General features: G+C 56.8%; 17 protein-coding genes. 5 read left to right on the top strand and 12 right to left on the bottom strand.

The genetic code is table 11. From position 1 onward, the window contains the following. Positions 1–39 precede the first annotated feature (39 nt). The 10 genes from AVI_RS18270 to AVI_RS18225 all read right to left on the bottom strand — a co-directional run bounded on the left by AVI_RS18270 (position 40) and on the right by AVI_RS18225 (position 10,914). The gene (locus tag AVI_RS18270; RefSeq protein WP_012653613.1) at positions 40–1,119 is read right to left on the bottom strand and encodes an LLM class flavin-dependent oxidoreductase; all 1,080 of its coding nucleotides are present in this window, start codon (positions 1,117–1,119) and stop codon (positions 40–42) included. A 43-nt stretch (positions 1,120–1,162) separates the two neighbouring features. Continuing rightward, positions 1,163–2,098, bottom strand: a complete 936-nt coding sequence (locus tag AVI_RS18265; RefSeq protein WP_012653612.1) for an ABC transporter substrate-binding protein — start codon at positions 2,096–2,098, stop codon at positions 1,163–1,165. A gap of 57 nt (positions 2,099–2,155) precedes the next feature. Continuing rightward, positions 2,156–3,094 carry an ABC transporter substrate-binding protein gene (locus AVI_RS18260; RefSeq protein WP_012653611.1) on the bottom strand — a complete coding sequence of 313 codons (939 nt, stop codon included), beginning with the start codon at positions 3,092–3,094 and terminating at the stop codon, positions 2,156–2,158. Positions 3,095–3,147: 53 nt separating this feature from the next. After that, entirely contained in the window at positions 3,148–4,449 is a 1,302-nt protein-coding gene (locus AVI_RS31730) for an amino acid ABC transporter permease/ATP-binding protein (RefSeq protein WP_417883811.1), read from the bottom strand. Positions 4,450–4,455: 6 nt separating this feature from the next. Further along, positions 4,456–4,911 carry a hypothetical protein gene (locus AVI_RS31840; protein ID WP_071203625.1) on the bottom strand — a complete coding sequence of 152 codons (456 nt, stop codon included), beginning with the start codon at positions 4,909–4,911 and terminating at the stop codon, positions 4,456–4,458. 45 nt (positions 4,912–4,956) lie between these two features. Continuing rightward, positions 4,957–5,511: a GNAT family N-acetyltransferase gene (locus AVI_RS18245; RefSeq protein ID WP_041698438.1), complete on the bottom strand. Its 555-nt coding sequence runs from the start codon at positions 5,509–5,511 to the stop codon at positions 4,957–4,959. Positions 5,512–5,514: 3 nt separating this feature from the next. Further along, positions 5,515–6,726, bottom strand: coding sequence for a M20 aminoacylase family protein (locus AVI_RS18240; protein ID WP_012653609.1), 1,212 nt, complete (start codon positions 6,724–6,726; stop codon positions 5,515–5,517). Positions 6,727–6,848: 122 nt separating this feature from the next. Beyond that, positions 6,849–8,195 (bottom strand): LLM class flavin-dependent oxidoreductase, encoded by a 1,347-nt coding sequence (locus AVI_RS18235; protein ID WP_041698437.1) that lies wholly within the window; start codon positions 8,193–8,195, stop codon positions 6,849–6,851. Positions 8,196–8,215: 20 nt separating this feature from the next. Next, complete coding sequence (locus tag AVI_RS18230) at positions 8,216–9,211, bottom strand: MsnO8 family LLM class oxidoreductase (protein ID WP_012653607.1); 996 nt, start codon at positions 9,209–9,211, stop codon at positions 8,216–8,218. Positions 9,212–9,837: 626 nt separating this feature from the next. Then, on the bottom strand, positions 9,838–10,914 hold the full coding sequence (locus tag AVI_RS18225; protein ID WP_012653606.1) for a LacI family DNA-binding transcriptional regulator: 1,077 nt from the start codon (positions 10,912–10,914) through the stop codon (positions 9,838–9,840). A gap of 371 nt (positions 10,915–11,285) precedes the next feature. Here AVI_RS18225 and AVI_RS18220 point away from each other — a divergent pair, with 371 nt between their 5' ends. The 3 genes from AVI_RS18220 (at position 11,286) to AVI_RS18210 (ending at position 14,186) form a co-directional block, all read left to right on the top strand. Further along, positions 11,286–12,596, top strand: a complete 1,311-nt coding sequence (locus AVI_RS18220; RefSeq protein WP_012653605.1) for an MFS transporter — start codon at positions 11,286–11,288, stop codon at positions 12,594–12,596. Positions 12,597–12,676: 80 nt separating this feature from the next. After that, positions 12,677–13,618 (top strand): dihydrodipicolinate synthase family protein, encoded by a 942-nt coding sequence (locus AVI_RS18215; RefSeq protein WP_012653604.1) that lies wholly within the window; start codon positions 12,677–12,679, stop codon positions 13,616–13,618. A gap of 88 nt (positions 13,619–13,706) precedes the next feature. Then, positions 13,707–14,186, top strand: coding sequence for a NanQ anomerase/TabA/YiaL family protein (locus tag AVI_RS18210; protein WP_012653603.1), 480 nt, complete (start codon positions 13,707–13,709; stop codon positions 14,184–14,186). 165 nt (positions 14,187–14,351) lie between these two features. Here AVI_RS18210 and AVI_RS18205 read toward each other — a convergent pair whose 3' ends face one another. Next, positions 14,352–14,546 carry a hypothetical protein gene (locus tag AVI_RS18205; protein WP_041698435.1) on the bottom strand — a complete coding sequence of 65 codons (195 nt, stop codon included), beginning with the start codon at positions 14,544–14,546 and terminating at the stop codon, positions 14,352–14,354. Between the two features lie 490 nt (positions 14,547–15,036). Between AVI_RS18205 and katG the strand changes: the two genes are divergently transcribed. Further along, the gene (gene katG / locus AVI_RS18200) at positions 15,037–17,220 is read left to right on the top strand and encodes a catalase/peroxidase HPI (protein ID WP_012653602.1); all 2,184 of its coding nucleotides are present in this window, start codon (positions 15,037–15,039) and stop codon (positions 17,218–17,220) included. A gap of 468 nt (positions 17,221–17,688) precedes the next feature. After that, positions 17,689–19,308 carry an ATP-binding response regulator gene (locus AVI_RS18195; RefSeq protein ID WP_012653601.1) on the top strand — a complete coding sequence of 540 codons (1,620 nt, stop codon included), beginning with the start codon at positions 17,689–17,691 and terminating at the stop codon, positions 19,306–19,308. Here the strand turns inward: AVI_RS18195 and AVI_RS18190 are convergent. After that, positions 19,279–19,941, bottom strand: a complete 663-nt coding sequence (locus tag AVI_RS18190) for a response regulator transcription factor (protein ID WP_012653600.1) — start codon at positions 19,939–19,941, stop codon at positions 19,279–19,281. The genes AVI_RS18195 and AVI_RS18190 overlap by 30 nt on opposite strands. Positions 19,942–20,060: the final 119 nt, after the last annotated feature.

Raw genomic sequence — 20,060 nt, 5'->3', positions numbered from 1 at the left:
GGAAATGTCCCTTCTTACCGTATGGTGAAGGGCTTTTCCTCAATGGGTCTGGCGTGCGCTCCGCGTATGGCTGTGATCCAGCGCAGACCCAAGCGCTTGCGTGCCATCTACATTACGGGCCTGCCATCCCAGTCCCGGCGCAATTTTGGTGACAAAATCCTGTAGAATCTGCCGGTATTCGTCCTGCTCGAACTCATAAGGCAGTTCAAGACGCAGCTCCGTCACCTCGCTCAGGATCGGGTCGGCATGGAGCCATTCGAGAATATCGTCGGAACTGCCAACCAGATCACGCGGGAAAAGCGTACGGCGCTCCCCATTCGGGTGCAGCGTTCGCTCCAGGCGCCCAGCGGCAAAATCGAGATATTTGCGCCGGGTCGGTGCATCGGCACTGTCGAGCGGCACGATCACCCGGCCTAGCGCCACCCGGCTAGCACTCCCGCCTGCTGCACGGTAAAGACTGAGTTGCCGGGCCTGCGCCTCATAGAAATTGTCGGTGTCCTCACCGGACGTGACATTGCCGATCAGCAGGTTGAGACCGTTGCTGCCTGCCCATCTGGCCGAAGCGATGGAACCGCCGCCATACCAGATCCGGTCGATCAACCCTTTCGCATGCGGTTGCAGCCGGGGGCGCTGCGGACCGAACGGCGTTTTCAGCCTTGTATCTTCGCCGCCAAGATAGTCGCTACGCAGATTGTCGATCAATCGCAAAACACGGTTATGGGAAAAATCATAGGTCGTCCAATCGCCATCGAACACCTTTTTGCCGATCAGTTCAAGATGGGCGGGCAGGCCAGCGCTGACGCCGATATTCAACCGGCCAGCGGAGAGCACATCAGCAAGCGCCAGATCTTCCGCCAGCCGAAAAGGACTTTCATAGCCCAGCGGAATGACCGCCGTACCAATCTCGATCCGGCGGGTCCGCTGACTGGCGGCAGCCAGGAAAACCGCAGCAGAGGAAATACCCGGCTCCAGATGGCGATGGCGCACCCAGGCCGAGTCGAAGCCGAGATGCTCGCCGAATTCAAACAGGTTCAGCGTGGTTTCCAGACCGGACAATGGGTCCCTTTCCGGATAATTACCCGGGATCAGGAAACCGATATGATTGATCGCAATGGCCATGGAGCGGTCCTTTTACGCGAGAGAAATGAGCGCCGCAGGCGCTTCAATAGCTTGGCAGGCCAGGCGGATTGACCTGCGATTGCGTCAGTCCTTCCTGGGAAAGACCCCAGCGCGACAATGCTGCCTGATATGTCCCGCCAGCAATCAAGTCGTTGATGGCAACGGCGATCGGTTCCGCCAGACCGCTGCCCTTGCGGGTGGTTACGCCGACATCTGCTGTCAACGGCCAGCCAGCATTGACGGTGCCTACCAGCCGCTTGCGGTGCAGCGTTGCCGCCTGCCAGGCCTGCATGGCATTGGGTCCGAAATTGGCATCGGCCCGGCCCGATTGCAGTGCCAGATCGGCGGCAGCCTCGTCATCGTAATATTGCAGTTCCAGCGGTTTCAAACCGTTTGCCCTGTTCTGCTTGTCCCATTCCAGAAGAATGCGCTCCTGGATCGTGCCGGAGGCGACGATGATCCGCAAACCGGCAACATCCTTCTGCTCTTTCAGCGCTGTGATCGGGCTGTCGTTCTTGACGTAAAAGCCATGCAACCCGTACCGGTAGGTGGAGAAGTCGAATTTCTGTTTGCGCTGCTCGGTGACACCGACATTGGAGATAACCGCATCATATTTGCCAGACGCTAGTCCCAGCGGCCAATCCGCCCAGGCGACCGAAACAAGGTCCAGCTTCAGACCAAGGCTTTCCGCCAACAGAAGGGCAAGATCTGGATCGAAGCCAACCACCGTGCTGGCGTCGGTTGCATAGGCCGCAATCGGCGGCGAACCAACTGCAACGGCAACCGTCAAGGTTCCAGGGGAGACGAATTTATAATTCGCCGGAAGAGCGGCTACGGCCTTTGCATCCCGTTCTACATGCAGGCGGCCCGGCTGCTGCGGCGACAGATCGAAGGGTTCGGCCAAGACTGGCGAAATCGCTTGCAGTAAGAGCATCAAGGCGGCAAGAGCCCGGCTTATCCGCCGCGTGGCATGGTTCATGGAAACCTCCTGAAAAAATATGGGGCGGAGCTGATGACCGCCCCAAAGCTGTACAGGTTACGAACCGCTCTTCGGCAGGCCAGGCGGGTTGGTGCGGCTTTCCGGAATGGCTTCCGCCGTCAGGTTCCAGCGCTTCAAAACTTCGGCGTATTTGCCGTCTTTGATCAGAGCGTTTGTGGCAATGGTCAAGGCATCGGCAAGTCCCGCATCCTTGCGGGTCACGGTGGCGATATCCGCCGTCAACGGCCAGCCGCCATTGACATTGCCGACCAGCCGCGTGTTGCCCTTGATCAGCGAACCGTAGGCCTGGCTGGCATTGGTGTTGAACCGCACATCGGCACGTCCCGACTGGAGCGCCAGATCGCTCGCGGCGCTATCCTCGTAATATTGCACCTCGATTGGCTTCAGACCGGCGGCGACATTCTGGCGATCCCAGTCCAGAATGATTTTTTCCTGGTTGGTGCCGGATGAGGTAATCAGCTTCAGGCCCGCGACATCCTTCGGCTCCTTGATGTCGGTAATCGGGCTGTTCTTCGCGACGTAAAAGCCCAGCAAGTCACGACGATAGGTGGAAAAATCATATTTCTCCTTGCGCTGCTCCGTCACGGTGACGTTGCTGATGACAGCATCATATTTGCCAGAAGCGATGCCGAGCGGCCAATCCGCCCAGGCGACCGGGACAATTTCAAGCTCTAATCCCAACGAATCCGCCAGCAATTGGGCAAGATCCGGGTCAGCCCCAAGGATCGTTTTGGCATCGGAAGCATACGTGACGACCGGCGGATCGAAAGGGCTGACAGCCACCGTGAATTTGCCTGGTGTGGTGAATTTGAACCCGGGCTTGATCGCTGCAATCGCCGCCTGATTTTTCTCGGCCCGCACCCGGTTCGATATGTCAGGGCTCAGATCGAATTTATCGGCGGCAAAGGCGCTGTTTGCCGCAAATGCCGTGAATGCCGCCAGTGCCAGGCCCGGCAGGATTTTCCGAAATGTCATGCTGCTCTCCAGTCAGAAATGAGGTTGATGAGTTTGAGTTTCAGTGCGAACGCTCACAGCACCTTGGCCAGGAATTCCTGGGTGCGCGGGTGAGCGGCATGGCTAAAGATCCGTTCCGGGGTATCGACTTCCAGCACACGTCCGCCTTCCATGAAGACGACCGTATCGGCGACTTCACGGGCAAAGCCGATTTCATGCGTGACGATCACCAGCGTCGTACCGGTGCGCGCCAGTTCCTTGATCACGTCAAGCACTTCTCCCACCAATTCAGGGTCAAGTGCTGAGGTCGGCTCGTCGAACAGCAGAACCTTGGGCTTCAACGCCAGCGCCCGGGCAATCGCCACACGCTGCTGCTGGCCGCCGGACAATTGCCGGGGATAGGCATGGATCTTGTCGCTAAGGCCGACACGGGCCAACAGGTCCTGGGCCAGCAGAATGGCCTCGTCGCGTGGCAGGCCAAGCACGGCAATCGGTGCTTCGATCAGGTTTTCAAGCACCGTCAGATGCGGAAAGAGATTAAAGCTCTGGAACACCATGCCGATCTCAACGCGGCGTTTCAGGATGTCCTTCTCCTTCAACTCGTAAAGCATATTGCCGCGTCTGTTATAACCGACCAGTTCGCCATCGACCGAGATGAAGCCGTGATCGACACGCTCCAGATGGTTGATGCTGCGCAAAAGCGTCGATTTGCCAGAGCCTGAAGGGCCAAGAATTGCCGTGACGCTTCCGGCTTTCAGCGTCAGATCGACACCATCCAGAACCTTGAGATGGCCAAAACTTTTCGACACATTCTGGATGCGCACCACACCGCCCTGGCGAAGCGCTGTCAGATCCTTGAGGGCAGACCGGCGATTGGCCGTCACCGCTGGCACCGTCGATACCCTACGCCCGAAAAAAGACCGGAATGGCAGGGGCTTCGGATTGCGCAGGGCGCCCTTGGAAAAATGCCGCTCGATATAGTGCTGGGCGACCGAAAGCACCGTCATGATCACCAGATACCAGGCCGTAGCGACCATCAGCAACGGAATGACTTCCAGATTGCGGCGATAGATGACCTGCACGGTATAGAACAATTCCGGCAGCGCCAGCACATAGACAATGGAGGTGGCCTTGGCCAGGCCAATGATCTCATTGAAACCGGTCGGCAGGATGGTGCGCATCGCCTGGGGCAGCACAATCCTGAAGGCCTGACGACGGCGCGGCAGCCCTAGGGCAGCAGCGGCCTCCAACTGCCCCTGATCGACCGAGAGAATGCCGCCGCGAACGATCTCGGCAAAGAAAGCCGACTGATTGAGCGTCAACCCGATAAAGGCGGCGGCAAACGGTGTCAGCAATTGTACGGTCGGGTAATCCACCAGCACCTAGCCGGTAAAGGGTACGGCAATGTGAATGGTTTCATAGAGATAGCCGAGATTGTTGAGCACCAGCAACAGTACGATCATCGGGATGGAGCGCAGCAGCCAGATATAGCCCCAGGATAGGCCAGACAGCAGCGGTGAGCGCGATACCCGCGCCAGTGCCAGCGCCGTCCCCAGGACCGAGCCGCTGATGGTGGCGAGCACAGTCAGCAACAGGGTCCGACCCAGCCCGGCCAAAACCGGCTCCGCGAAGAACCACTGCGCAAACACGCTCCAGCCCCAGCGCGGATTGGTGAAGGTGGAATAGAGCCCGGCAATGATGACAACAGCCGCAAACACCGTGCCGATGATCCTGGCAGGGTAGCGGGCAGGAACGATCTTCAACCGTGAAAGATCATGGGGTTGATCGCTGGCGACATCCACATGCCGGATGCCTGGAAAGTCCGAAGTGAGAGCCATGACGCCATCCTTTCTGAAGAGGGTGGGCTGAAAGGTTGAGAAGAACTATACGGAGACCGCACGGCGCTCCGGGCGAAGCTGCGGCTTTTCATCGCCTACGGCGAGATGGCGGATGTCCTTCTCGAAGGGCAGTGTCCGATGGATTTCGGGATCGACCGCCGGATCGAACAGGGCGCTATAGCCATTCTTCAGGTAGAGCCCAACCGCCTCCGGTTGGCGAAAACCGGTGGTGAGGTAGATGCGTTCATAGCCCTGCCGCGCTGCCTGGGCTTCCAGTTCTTCCAGTACGATGCGTGCAAGCCCCTGGCGCCGATAATCGGGATGGGTCCAGATGCGTTTGAATTCGGCGGTGGTCTCGTCATAAAACTTGAAGGCACCCCCGCTGATCGGCTGGCCATCGCGCAGCAGCAACAGGAAAGTGCCGAACGGCGGCTGAAAAGCTTCCGCAGGATAGCGGTTGATTTCCTCTACCGCGCCCTCCGCGCTGAAAAACGTCCCGTAGCGGCTGTCATATTCACGGATCAGATCGTCGATCAGCGGCTTTGCCAAGGGATCGAGCGGCGAGGTGTAAACGAATGTATCGGTCATGGCGGTGCACATCCTCTAGAGAGTGGCGGTCGAAACCGGGGATGACAGGTAGCTCTCCACCAGCCGCACCCAGTAGTGAGCGGCGGGCAGAATGATCTCGTCGTTGAAGTCATAGGACGCGCTGTGCAGCGGAGCGCTGTCGCCATTGCCGACAAACAGATAGCTGCCGGGCCGCGCCTGCAGCAGAAAAGCAAAGTCCTCGCTTGCGGTGCGCGGTTTGAAATGGGCAATCACCCTGTCATCACCGAAGGTTTGCACCGCCACCTGGCGGGCAAAGGCGGTTTCATCGGCATGATTGAGAACGGGCGGAAAACCGAAGCGATAATCGACCTCTGCCCTCGCCCCGAAGCTTTCGGCCTGGGCACGCGCCAGTGCCGGGATGCGTTCGCTGAGCTGTTGCCTGACATCTTCGCTGAACGTGCGCACCGTCAGCTTCAAATCGACACTTTCGGGAATGACATTGGACGCCGAACCGCCATGGATCGAGCCGACGGTAATTACCGCCATTTCACGCGGATCGACATTGCGCGATACGATGCTTTGCAGGGCGGTGATCAAAGAGGCCGACGCCAGCACTGGATCGACGCCCCGATGCGGTTCCGCCCCATGGCCACCCTTGCCGACCACGGTGATATGGGCCTGATCGACGGAGGCCATGGCCGGACCCGGCACGAAGCCGAAATGACCGGCGGGAACATCCGGCCAATTGTGCAGGCCAAACACCGCATCAACGGGAAAGCGCTCGAACAACCCCTCGGCCAGTAATTTCTTCGCGCCCGCGCCGATCTCTTCGGCGGGCTGAAAAATCAGCCGTACCGTGCCATCGAATTTACTTGTCTCGGCCAGATAGCGGGCCGCCGCAACCAGGATGGCGGTATGTCCGTCATGGCCGCAGGCATGCATCACACCCTTGGTGCGGCTGGCATGGGCAAGCCCTGTCGCTTCGTGAATGGGCAAGGCGTCCATATCAGCGCGAAGACCGATAATACGGCTACCACTCCCCTTTTTCAGGCTGGCGACGATACCCGTTCCAGCGATGCCATGCTCCACCTGATAGCCAAAAGAGGCCAGATAGGAGACGACCAGATTGCTGGTGCGCTTTTCCTGAAAGGCCAATTCCGGATTTTGATGGAGTTCCCGCCGAAAGGCGATGATCTCATCCAGATAGGCACGAATTTTCTTTGCCACCCGGTCTTGCCCCAGGTGACTGTCAATGGCGATGTTCATGGTTGCTTTCAGCCGATGCGCTTAGAGCATTTCCAGCAAAAATGCGGTGCGGTTTTGCGTCCAGAAATGCGTTAAAAAAACAGTTAGAGTATTCATGCGTTTCCAGGAAACGCGGAAATGCTCTAGCTGGCTGCCCTTGTTGTGGCCTTGTCAGCTGATGTCGCCGCATAGCGGCTTTCACGGAAAGGCAGGCCGAGATGATCGCGCAACGTGTCACCCTGTAGAGTGCGATCAAAATAGCCCCGCGCTTCAAGACGTGGCAGCACATGGGCGACAAAGTCATCCAGTCCTTCCGTGATGACCGGAAAGCCCAGAATGAAACCATCGGCAGCACCGCCATCGACCCAGCGGATGATCTCGTCAGCAATCCGGTCGGGTGTGCCGACAAAGGTGCTGCGCGGCGTTGCGGCCTCCAGCGCCACTTCGCGCAAGGTCTGGCCCTTTTCTCTGGCGTTTTTCTTGATCTTGTCGGTGGTGGAGCGGAAACTGTTCTTGCCGAGATCACCAAGCTCCGGGAAAGGCTCATCCAGCGGATACCGGCGGAAATCATGATGATCGAAGAACCGGCCCAAAAACAGCAATGCTTCTTCAATCGTTACCAAGGCGCTGATTGCCCGATATTTTTCATCCGCTTCTTCCTGCGTTGCGCCGACAATCGGCCCGATGCCGGGGAAAATCAGCACATCGCTGGCGCTACGGCCTTGGGCAATGGCGCTCTGCTTGACTTGCTTGGCAAAGGCCTGCCCTTCTTCGAAACTCGCGCCATTGGTAAAGACGGCATCGGCATGTTTGCCTGCCAGATGAATGCCTGAATCCGAAGACCCAGCCTGAAACACCACCGGTTGACCCTGCCGGGAGCGACCAATATTGAGCGGACCCTCGACGCGGAAGAAGCGGCCCTTATGATCCAGCCGATGCAGCTTTTCCCGGTCAAAGAACGCACCCGTATCGCGGTCGCGCACGAAGGCGTCATCGTCCCAGCTGTCCCACAATCCCTTGACCACATCCAGATATTCCTCGGCAATCTGGTAGCGCAGCGAATGCTCGGGATGTTCGCGGCTGTAATTGCGGCCAGAGCCTTCCAGCGGCGTTGTCACCGCATTCCATCCGGCCCGTCCGCCGCTGATATGATCGATAGAGGCAAATTGCCGGGCGACGGTGAATGGGTCCGAATAGGACGTGGAAATCGTCCCGACCAGCCCGATTTTCGAGGTGGAGGCGGCCAGCGCCGAGAGAATGGCAATCGGTTCGAACCGGTTGAGAAAATGCGGAATGGAATGCTCGTTGATATACAGTCCGTCGGCGACAAAGGCGAAGGCGAGGCCTGCGGCTTCCGCCTTGCGGGCCGTCTCCACATAAAAGGAAAAGTTGACGCTGGCGTCAGCGGGAACGCTTGGATGTTTCCAAGCATTCATGTGACCGCCCGGACCGTGCAACATCACGCCAAAATTGATGGATTTCTTGCTCATGGGAACATCTTTCTCTAAAATCAGGCGGCAAGAGACAGGCGCGAACCAGCAATCAACTCAATGGCATTCAGCCGAAGAGCCGACTGCGGAACGGGGATGTCGATGATGAATTCGCTCACTCCAAGCGTGGCATGAAGGGCATCGAGCTCCTTGCGGACTTGCTCGCCCGTGCCTGCCAGAACATGCGGGGTCTTTTCTTCAACCCGGTAATCCGACACACCGGACTGACGAGCAAACTCGGCGGCCTGTTCGGCATTACCGACATTGACGCTTTGACCATTGGCCAGAATCACCTTGAAGATCTTGATGTCAGCCACGAGGCTTCTCGCCGTCTCTTCCGCGTCGGTCGCCAAAGCGGCCAGAGCCAGAACGGGAACTTTGCCACCGGTTTCACGACGGTAAACATCAAAGGTCTCCTGCAGATTATGCTGGTCACCATTCAAATGGCCCGCGAAAACCAGCGTCCAGCCTTTTGCCGCCGCCAGCTTTGCGCTCGCGACACTGGCACCAAGCAGGAAACGCTCTGCCGGAACGGGCGGCACCGGCGTTGCCAGCAAGGCATTGGCAGCAGCGGCATCCGTCAGCAGATAGCGGTTCAAATCCTCAAGCTGTTCCTCGAAATCGGCAGGGGCAGCCGCTTTCCGACCGGCTTGCAGGGCATGGGTGGCGTAGGGAAATCCACCCGGTGCCTTGCCGACACCCAGATCAACCCGGCCCGGCGCCAGCGCTGCCAGCAGGTTGAAGGTTTCTGCAACCTTATAGGCGCTGTAATGCTGAAGCATGATGCCGCCGGAACCGATTCTGAGCCGCGACGTCCTGGCAAGGAGATAGGCAATCAGCGCCTCTGGCGCCGAACTGGCAAGCGCCGGCAGGTTGTGATGTTCCGCAAGCCAGAAGCGCCGATAGCCAAGGTCTTCGGCGCGCAAGGCAAGAGCGACCGTGGCTTTCAAGGCATCGGCGGCAACAGCACCCGGTTCGACCGGGCTTTTGTCAAGCAGGCTAAGGGCATAGCTCATGGTAGATCGTCAGCTCCAATTCTTATTTATCCATTAAATAGGTAGATTTAATGTTTTATAAGAAATGGTTTTTCATTTTTTCCCGTGATGGTGGAAAATTGCAAGGGAAAAGGAGGGTGTGGAAAACCGTTCAAGAGAGACGACAGGCGGCATTGAATGTGTTGACGGCCAGAGCTGTGCCATGGAGTTGCATGGTAGAAGCCGCCGGCAAGTGTCCAAACTCAACAGAGAACCGATCAAGTTGGCTCGCTGGTTACCGATATGAGCACGAGCGGTGGGCCAAATCACTGGGCATCAGATACTGGCATCGGCTGGAACAGAATTCAATCGGCACAGTACAATCGTGATTAGCAATCAGACCGGTCTACAGGGCAAACAAATTGTCACCCATTCCCATAACGGCAATTCTGCTGCTCGTGCATCGATCCAAACGGAGGCTTCAGCCGAGTTTGGAAAAATCGATGCATAAACAAAAAATGAGTGCACGAAAGCATGAACGAAGTGAATGCGTGGGTGCACGAGAGTCTGTCAGGTTTAGATTGACCGGCCATTCCTCTTTGTATCGTTGGCCGCTCCGGGCAATCACCATCGATTGGCAAGTCTGTCACCCGGCCCCCTGATACAGTCTATCTCGTTTGCGGGGCCGCTGTACTTTCCCGAATATGCAAGCTGACCGATATTTCCCGGGATTGAGGCGAGGCTATCTCGCCTCCAAGACACAGAACGAGTTGTTCTGCGGCAATGCGACCGATTTCCTTATTATCGACAAACATCGTGGTGAGTGCCGGAGACAGTCGGGACGAGAGTTCCAGATCGTCGAAACCCGTCACCGAAAAATCGCCCGGAACGCTTGCTCCCATCTGTGCCAAGCCCATCAGCACGCCGAGTGCCAGAGTATCGTTTCCGCAAATGATCGCAGTCGGACGGATGTCCGTTGGCTCTTGCGCGAGCCGCTTGGCGCTTTCGATGCCAAAATCCAGACTAGCCTTGTCGCTGATCAAATGATCGGGCGAAAGTTCCAATCCTGCTGCGCTAAGAGCGGCTGTGATGCCACTGAGGCGCGCTACCACGCGGTCATTATTGTCTTTGGGCTGCATGACGACAGCGATGCGTCGATGGCCAAGGCCGAGAAGATAATCGGTCATCCGGGCAAAGGCTGCGGCATTGTCGAAGCCCACCATGGCATGCGAGGCGCCCTGTCGATAGGCATAGGTCAGCACATAGGGAATGTCGAGATTGTCCAGATTGTCATAGAGCGCCTGAGGATGGGATTCGCCAGCCAGCGCCAGCGCTTCCACGCCGCGCTCGATCATGGCTTTTGCCTGTTGGAAACCCAGTTCAGGATCGTAATTCGAACAGGCGATCAGCAGGTTCAATCCGTGTTCGGCAAACACCCGCTGCATTGCACCGACCTGATGGGAGAAGATTTCATTGTCCAGCGTTGGAATGATGACACCGGCAATATGGGTGCGGTTCGATGCCAACGCCCGGCCCGCAGCATTGGGAACCCAACCCAGGGCCTTGGCGGTTGAGAAAATCCGCTCGCGTGTTTCAGGAGAAACCCTTTCGGGCGTGTTGAACGCACGAGAAACCGTGGCTGTCGAAACGCAAGCCCGTCGCGCAACCTCCTCCAGCCTTGCCCTGCCGCTGCCTTCACGGGTGCGTTTCACAGGCGATCCAGGCTGCTCGGGCGTTCCAGTCATTACGTCTTCCACTTATACCAAGCGTCGAAGATGCTCCCGCATCCTCGCCTTGAAGGCATTACCGTATATCGTTTCGGGAAAGCCGGTTTCCACTTTTCCTTTGGAAACTCTAGCTTGAAAAACATCCGCCTGAAATGCCACCGCATCTGAAGGTGGCACAATGCTAACCGATTTAAAGTCGAACGCCGGTCTTTTGGACCAAAAAGTCCGTTGACAGATTTCTGAAATAATTTCATGTAAGCGCTTACATTCAGTCGCGGGGAGGAGCTTGCGATTGCCATGGGGGAGATCTTTCAATCCCAACAGCACGGTAATCCAAAGGCGACGCGGGATACTCCAACCGCAACGGACATCCAAGGAGGAGAGACGTCATGAGCACCATTGTCAGTTCCGAGCCCTCGGCCCCGCTGGGGTCAACCCAAGCCAAGGCACCGCCGCGTATCCGGCGCATGCAGATCACCTCGCTTTGCCTGCTGGTGGTGGCTGGCGTCATCAATTACATGGATCGTGGGACGCTGGCGGTTGCCAATCATCGGATCACCGAAGACATGGGTTTGACCCTCGGTGAAATGGGCCTGCTGCTCTCGGCATTTTCCTGGAGCTATGCGCTGGCGCAGCTTCCGGTTGGAGCAATGGTGGACCGTCTCGGACCGCGTCGCCTTTTGGGTTTCGGTCTGGTGTTCTGGTCGCTGGCCCAGGCCGCCGGAGGTTTTGTCACGTCCTTTACCCAGTTTATCCTGAGCCGTATCGGTCTGGGCATTGGTGAAGCGCCGCAATTTCCGTCGGCTGCCCGGGTTGTCAGCAACTGGTTCCCGGTGAGTAAGCGCGGCGTGCCAACAGGCATCTTCAATTCAGCCTCTCCACTGGGCACAGCTATCGCGCCTCTGCTCCTGACACAGCTTCTGATCGTTCTGGATTGGCGCTGGGTCTTCATCATCACCGGTGCTGCTGGCCTGGTCATGGCCGCATTCTGGTTCATGCTGTATCGTGACCCAAAGGATATGGGGCTGACCGCTGAGGAACGCTCGTACCTCTCTTCGGAGACGGAAGAAAAGCAGCAGAAGGTGACGCTTGCCGATTGGGGCCAGCTGTTTTCCTATCGCGCCACCTGGGGCATGATCCTTGGCTACTTCGGCAATGTTTACCTTAACTGGGTTTATCTCAGCTGGTTGCCATCCTATCTGGTCAATGAACGGCACATGAGCCTTGCCCGCACCGGTTTCATGGCCTCCGTCCCGTTCTTCTGCGGCTTTATCGGCTGCCTCGTGGCTGGCTGGCTGTCGGACAAGATCATTAAGAAAACCGAGGCTTCACCGGTCCGTGGTCGTCGCATTCCTGTTGTCATCGCCATGCTCGGCATGGCCGCCTTCACCGTGCCTGCGGCGCTGGTTGCCGACAATAACATTGCGATTTTCTGCATTTCCGTGGTGATTTTCCTCACCAATGCCGCCTCTGCCTGCTCTTGGGCGCTGGTGACAGCCGTTGCTCCGAAAAACCGGGTGGCGTCACTCGGTTCCCTGCAGAATTTCGGCGGATTCCTGGGTGGCTCCCTGGCTCCGATCGCAACCGGGTTTATTGCCGAATACTCGTCTTTCGTACCCGCCTTGCTCACCGGAGCTGCCATCGCATTCGTTGGTGCCGCCAGCTACTTCTTCCTGGTTCGTGAACCGATGGACCAGTGAAGAGGCCCAACGCCTTTCCCTGACATACCGCTTTCCGGATTGTACCGGAAAGCGCATTCGAAATCCAATAACGGACATTGATGATGACCAGCAAAGCTCAATCTATCCAAGGTATTATTCCCGTCATGCTCACGCCTTTTCTTGAGGATGGGCAGATCGATTACCCCGGTCTGGAACGCCTCATCGAATGGTATGTCGCCAACGGCTCCGGGGCCTTGTTCGCAGTGTGCCAGTCCAGCGAGATGATGTTCTTGTCGCTGGATGAGCGTATGGCGCTGGGTCGTTTCGTGGTGGAAAAGGCAGCGGGTCGCCTTCCAGTCGTTGTGTCCGGCCATATCAGCGACGATCTGGACAAGCAGATTGAGGAATTACAGGCCATGAGCCGGGTTGGCGCAGATGGGCTAATCCTCGTGACCAACCATCTCGACCCTAAGAAAGAAGGCACAGCTGTCTTCAAGGCAACGCTGGATAAGCTGCTGTCCGTGCTGCCGGAGGACCTGCCGCTTGGTCTTTACGAGTGCCCGGCCCCTTATCGCCGTTTGCTGAGCGATGAGGAACTGACCTATTGCGCCCACACCGGTCGTTTCATCATGCTCAAGGATGTGAGCTGCGATCTTGACACGGTCAAGCGTCGCCTCGAACTGACCAAAGGCACACCGCTGAAAATCCTCAATGCCAATGCGGCCATTGCCTGGGATGCGATGAAGGCTGGCGTGCCGGGCTTCAACGGCGTTTTCACCAATTTCCACCCCGATCTTTACAACTGGCTGTGGCGTGAGGGTGAAAAGCATCCACAGCTCGCTGAAGAGCTGGCCACCTTCCTGGTACTGTCGGCTGTTTCGGAAGCTCTCGGCTATCCGGCACTCGCCAAACTCTATCATCAGCGGATTGGCACCTTTGACAGTATTCGCTGCCGGGTGATCGATTATGACATTCGGGAGCGCTTCTGGGCACTGGACGCCGTGCTGGACAAAATCATCGACGGTACCGAGCATTTCCGCAACCGGATCGCCAAACTCTGAGGCGAGTGCCGTGATCGGGATCAGAAGCGCCAACTGCGTTCTGATCTCGGCCCCAACCCGCATTCCCTATTATTTCAGGAGATTTCCCATGATCACCGGCTCTCTTCATCATTGGCAATTTTACCGCGCCACTTTGCCGGCCTGTATCATCAGCGCCATAGAGGCCGTCACGGCTCTCGATCTGCCCAACCTGCCCACGGGACGACATGAGATCGACGGCGAGGACATTTTCCTGCTGATCCAGGAACTGTCGACCAAACCGGCCAACCAGCTTCGGCCAGAGGCTCATCGCCGCTATATCGATATCCAGATCCTGCTTGAGGGACGGGAAGCCTATGGCGTGGCCTTTCCCGACCCACACCTTGTTCCGATTGACGACCGCCTGGAGACGCAGGATATCGCCTTTTATCCCGCACGACCCAGTGAGTATTCTGTGGAGCTTAGCGCCGACGATTTCATCGTGTTCTTCCCGGGAGAGTTTCACCGTCCCTGCTGCGAGATCGGAGCCCCCTTAGCGATCCGCAAAGCAGTCATCAAGATCGATGCCAGGCTGCTGGCGTCTCATTAACTTTTTCAATGATCCAAGCGGATGATAGAGCCATAGCGCGCAGGCCATAATTTCGTCGCACAAGGCACCGCTTGTGCGACAGCGTCTTAGACGCCTGTCAGGTTCGCGCTGAACCAGACAGGCTCTACTGGTTAATTAAAGCGGCCTTACCAATTACTTGCCGGATCAGGAAACGCGATTGGAGTAGTAGAGTCCGAAATTCAACGCCAGCATGACCAGCAAAATTCCGATCGCCACCACAATAAAATAACCGATCCTTTTAAGAGCACTCCAAGGTTTGTTCTTTCGGCTGAAAGCTGCAAAACCAGCAGCGCCGAGTGAGATACCAAGAATGGCGGGGAGTGACAGCATTTTCATCATCTTTCTTCATTTCTAGCACCGGTTTGGTTTTATTCAGTGCACAAACCAACTTACTGGCGCATGCTGTCCGCAGCCTGCAGAATGCCGACTTGCGGAAGCTATCTGTCCATAGGTGTGAAGTCCCCCGATACCCCCTGTCGTGCGCAATAACGCGGTGGGTGGAAAGCGGCAAACGGAAATTTCAGCCGAACGCATCTCGGTACGAACAACCAATTCTGATCACGCTGGTTGCAAAAGAATGGAGCAGTTTTAACATAACGCCGCTGATAGGTTTTGCTTATCGTGCCTATCAATAAATCCAACTTAAATTTAACATCGACCTCCTCTATGAAGAGGCTAGGGATAATTTCCGTCAGGCCCTTTATGCCATTTCCCGGTTAAAATCGGGCGAGCCGTCATACGAGAGCACATTGTCGACACTACGAAATTGAATGGTCGACGGAAGATGCCCCTGATTGAATAAAGTATGAGGATATCAAGGGAGAATCCTATGGATACCAAGGTTGAAACTGGTGGAAAATGTCCGGTTGCGCACGGGCCAGCTGGCGCGAAGGGTCGGGGCAACCGCGATTGGTGGCCTGAACAGCTCGATGTGCAGATCCTTCACCAAAAGAACAAAATCGCCGATCCAATGGGCCCTGACTTCGATTATGCCGAAGAATTCAGGAAGCTCGACTATGAAGCCCTGAAGAGCGATCTTCATGCGCTGATGACCGATTCTCAGGATTGGTGGCCAGCCGACTTCGGCCATTACGGCGGCCTCTTCGTCCGCATGGCATGGCACAGCGCCGGCACCTATCGCATCACCGATGGCCGCGGCGGAGCAGGCGCCGGGCAGCAGCGTTTTGCGCCGCTCAACAGCTGGCCGGACAATGCAAATCTGGACAAGGCACGCCGTCTGCTCTGGCCGATCAAGCAGAAATACGGCAACAAGATTTCCTGGGCCGATCTCTTCATTCTGACCGGCAACGTTGCCTTGGAATCCATGGGCTTCAAGACCTTCGGTTTCGCTGGCGGACGCGCCGACACATGGGAACCGGAAGAACTGTTCTGGGGTCCAGAAGGCACCTGGTTGGGCGATGAACGCTACAGTGGGGAACGCCAGCTGTCTGAACCGCTTGGCGCCGTGCAGATGGGCCTTATCTACGTCAATCCGGAAGGCCCCAATGGCAATCCTGATCCGATTGCTGCGGCGCGTGATATCCGCGAGACGTTTAGCCGCATGGCAATGAACGACGAGGAAACCGTCGCATTGATCGCCGGCGGTCATACTTTCGGCAAGACGCACGGCGCGGGCGATCCGTCGCTAATCGGGGCAGAACCGGAAGGCGGCGCACTCGAAGACCAGGGCCTTGGCTGGAAAAGCAAGTTCGGCACTGGTTTCGGCGCAGACACGATCACCGGCGGCCCTGAAGTCACCTGGACGCAGACCCCGACCCGTTGGAGCAATTTCTTCTTCGAAAACCTCTTCAACTTCGAATGGGAACTGACAAAAAGCCCGGCTGGCGCCCATCAATGGAAGGCAAAGAACGCCGAACCCTCCATCCCGGATGCCCATGATCCGTCCAAGAAGCACCTTCCAACCATGCTGACGACGGACCTGTCGCTGCGTTTCGATCCGGCTTACGAAAAGATTTCTCGCCGCTTCCTGGAAAACCCTGATCAGTTCGCTGATGCTTTCGCCCGCGCCTGGTTTAAGTTGACCCACCGCGACATGGGGCCAAAGGTTCGTTATGTCGGTCCGGAAGTGCCGTCTGAAGATCTGATCTGGCAGGATGTTATTCCTCCTGTCGATCATCCGCTTGTCGACGATAGGGATGTGGCCGATCTGAAAGCCAAGGTTATCGCGTCCGGTCTTTCGGTGCAGGAACTGGTTTCGACAGCGTGGGCATCGGCTTCGACCTTCCGGGGTTCCGACAAGCGCGGCGGTGCCAATGGCGCTCGCATCCGTCTTGCTCCGCAGAAGGACTGGGACGTCAACCACCCGGCGCAGCTTGCCAAGGTCCTGAGCGTTCTCGAAGGGTTCCAGCAGGAATTCAATGCCGGCCAATCTGCGGGTAAAAAGATTTCCCTGGCTGATCTGATCGTGCTTGCCGGTGCAGCCGGTGTCGAGAAAGCAGCAAAGGCTGGCGGTCACGATGTCACCGTTCCGTTTACCCCAGGCCGGACAGATGCGTCGCAGGAACAGACCGATGTCGCCTCCTTCAATGCATTGAAGCCACGCGCCGATGCTTTCCGCAACTATCTGAGCGGGCATCAATTCATGAAGCCGGAAGAAGCGCTTGTCGACCGTGCACGACTTCTGACCCTGACGGCACCTGAAATGACCGTTCTCATCGGTGGTCTGCGCGTGTTGAAGGCCGGCCAGCCGGAACATGGTGTCCTCACCCGCAATCCCGAGGCGCTGACGAATGATTTCTTCGTCAACCTGCTCGACATGCGCACGCAGTGGGCGCCAGTTGCAGGCAAAGAGGGCGTCTATGAAGGTCGAGATCGCAAGAGCGGCGAACTGCTTTGGACCGGGACGCGCGTGGATCTGATCTTCGGATCGCACTCGCAGCTTCGCGCCTTGGCGGAAGTCTATGCGCAGTCGGATATCAAGGAAAAATTCGTCAAAGACTTCGTTGCGGCCTGGACGAAAGTGATGAACGCCGATCGTTTCGATCTGGTCTGATCGATGACATCGATGGGACGCGGCAGATGCCGCGTCCCATCAGATTGCCGGCAGACCTGTCAAACGTCGCGGTAATGCCGCCTTTGAAAAATGCAGCGCCTTATCGCATCCCTCCCCTTTTGCATCCCCCCTCACATTCAAAGCCAAGCGCACCGTTTACTGCCGCGCCGAGTGGACGCGCATTGCTGAGCCGGAAAGGTGTTTGCAGCAATTTTCTCCAGTTACCCACAATTGAGCATCAGCGTTTGAAGACGCACTGGCAAACCGGGCACACCATCCTTGATAAGCTACACTTTAGCGGTACAGCAACGCAGCAGGTTACGTCGCCATTGAATCCTGATTGCACAAAGGGTTAAACAGGAATAGCGCCATGCATGTTGGGCAAGAGACGACACCAAAGCGGATATTGTAGAGTCAACCAAACGGAAAAATGATTTGAAATCCAACGGTTTTATTCGGCTTTTCGGCATGCGCAACGATGCTTCATTCGATACCGAGCGGGCGCAGGCAATCATGCGCATTGCCGTTATTTTCATAACCGCCGCCTATGTCATGCCTCTGGTTGCAAATGGTGCGACGCCTCCAGAAGGGCAAAGTTTCTATTGGCTGTTTGCGATCTACATCCCCTATTCCTTCTTGCTGCTCCTGTGGATCGTTCTGCGGCCAGGCGTCAACATGCTGCGGCGAACCCTCGTGACGCTGCTCGACTACACGTTCACGACGTTTGCGATGTCCGTCGGCGGGGCGCCACTTTTCCCGATTGCAGCGCTGGTCGTCTGGCACACGGTTGTCAGCGGCTTACGTTTCGGCCCCAGGCATTTGCTCCCAGCGACGGCATTAGCGTTGAGTTCATTCGCAATCGCCACCTATTTCAATGTCTATTGGCAGCAGAACCCTTATGTCGTGCTGACATTCATAATGATGGCAATCCTCGCCCCGTCCTACACATTGGCATTCTTGCTGCGACTTCAAAGTGCCTATGCCGCCGAGCAGGAAGCAAACCTGTCGAAATCGCGGTTCCTTGCCCATGCAAGCCATGACCTTCGTCAGCCTATCCATGCCATCAGCCTGTTTACGGCTTGCCTGCGCGACGCAGGGCTGAAACAGGAAGAACTGGCGATGGTCGACAATATCGATCGATCGCTGCAAAGCGTGTCACGGCTCTTCAAATCCTTGCTCGATATTTCCACCCTGGATAGTGGAAAACTGATCCCGCAGATGGAAACGGTGCCAATTGCCGATATCCTCAACGAGGTTGTCGATCAGAATATGGAGGCCGCACAAAAAGCCGGCTCACAAATACGGCTCGTCAATTGCACGCATTTTGTTGCGGTTGATCGGTCTCTGCTGAATACGATTCTGCAAAATATCCTGAGCAACGCGATTAAATATGCCGGGGGCCGTAAAATCCTGATCGGCTGCCGCCGCAGGGGCGGCAGCCTGACCATTCAGGTCTATGACCAAGGCCCCGGCATTGCGCCAGAGCATCACCTTCGCATATTTGAGGAGTTTTATCAGGTCCGTGAGCGTGGCGACAAGGATGTCGACGGGGTCGGCCTGGGCTTGGCAATCGTCAAGCGCCTCGGCACCCTGATGGGGTTGCAGGTCTCATTACGGTCGGTTGTCGGGGCCGGAACGGCAATCTCCGTGTCGGGATTAAAGATTGCCGTCCCCATGAAAGTTTTGAGCGCGGAGCAGATAATCTCGCCCGTTGCCAATCCGGCTCATGGCCTGCGCGTGCTGCTGGTTGAAGACGATGAGGCAGTGCTGCTTGCCACAGCCAGTCTGCTGCGCAAATGGGGGTGTACGGTTCAGGCAGAAACAGCGATACCCTCCGTGCTGCACCATTGCGATCTGCTGATAACGGATTTTGACCTCGGCGGACGCATGACAGGCACGGAATGTATCGCAAAGGTGCGCCAGCTTGCCGGTTGGAAGGTTCCGGCCGTGGTGATGACGGGACACGCTCCGTCAAGAGTGATCGAGGATATCGCCGACAGTGACATACCGATCCTCTCGAAGCCGGTTCGCCCCGCCGAGCTTCGTTCAGCAATCCTGCTACCTGGAATTGGAGCTCCGCTCCGATGAGCCAGGAGAGGTCGGCACCAATCCCATGGCAATCCCCTTGGTTACGGCACCGGCGCGGGTCGCCACGCCAAGTGCACGGAAAATAGCAGAGACATGGATGCGAACCGTGAACGGGGAAATACCAAGAATGATAGCGATCTCCTTATTGGTCCGGCCCTCGGCAAGGAGATGCAAAACGTCGAGCTGGCGTTGGCTTAGCGCCGGGCTGGCATAACTGGCAATGGCATTCGTCGATACCGGCACCTGAACAACGACGTCACCTTCGCGAACCGCCCGCAGGATTTCCTTTATCTCATCCGGCAGGGCTGCTTTATTGATGAACCCGTTGATCCCGGCATTCATGACGGTATCGACCAAAGCTTTGTCGCTGGCCATGGTGACCACGACAATCGACGCCAGGCGAAATTCTTCGCGAAGCGCGCGCAAATTCGATACGATGTTGTTTCCCTCAAAAAACAGGTCCAGGATGAACATGCTGGGCGGGAAAGGATTGGCTCTTGCAATTTCAAGAGCGGCGTCGAGAGTATCGGTGGACGCAATTTTTGAATGCGGCAAAAGCTGCCGAACCAAAGCGAAAATGCCCTCCCGGAATATCGGGTGATCATCAGCGATAATAATGAATTCGTCAGTCATATAAATTTATGATCCGCTTCATCTCCATGTACACCAGGGCTTGAAGATGCTTGCGCATCCTCGCCTTAAAGGCATTGCAAATATCTCAAATGCATCAGGTACTTGAGATATTTACAAAG

The sequence above is a fragment of the Allorhizobium ampelinum S4 genome (assembly GCF_000016285.1).
GTDB classification, from domain to species: domain Bacteria; phylum Pseudomonadota; class Alphaproteobacteria; order Rhizobiales; family Rhizobiaceae; genus Allorhizobium; species Allorhizobium ampelinum.
This window is presented reverse-complemented; position numbering and strand designations above follow the sequence as displayed.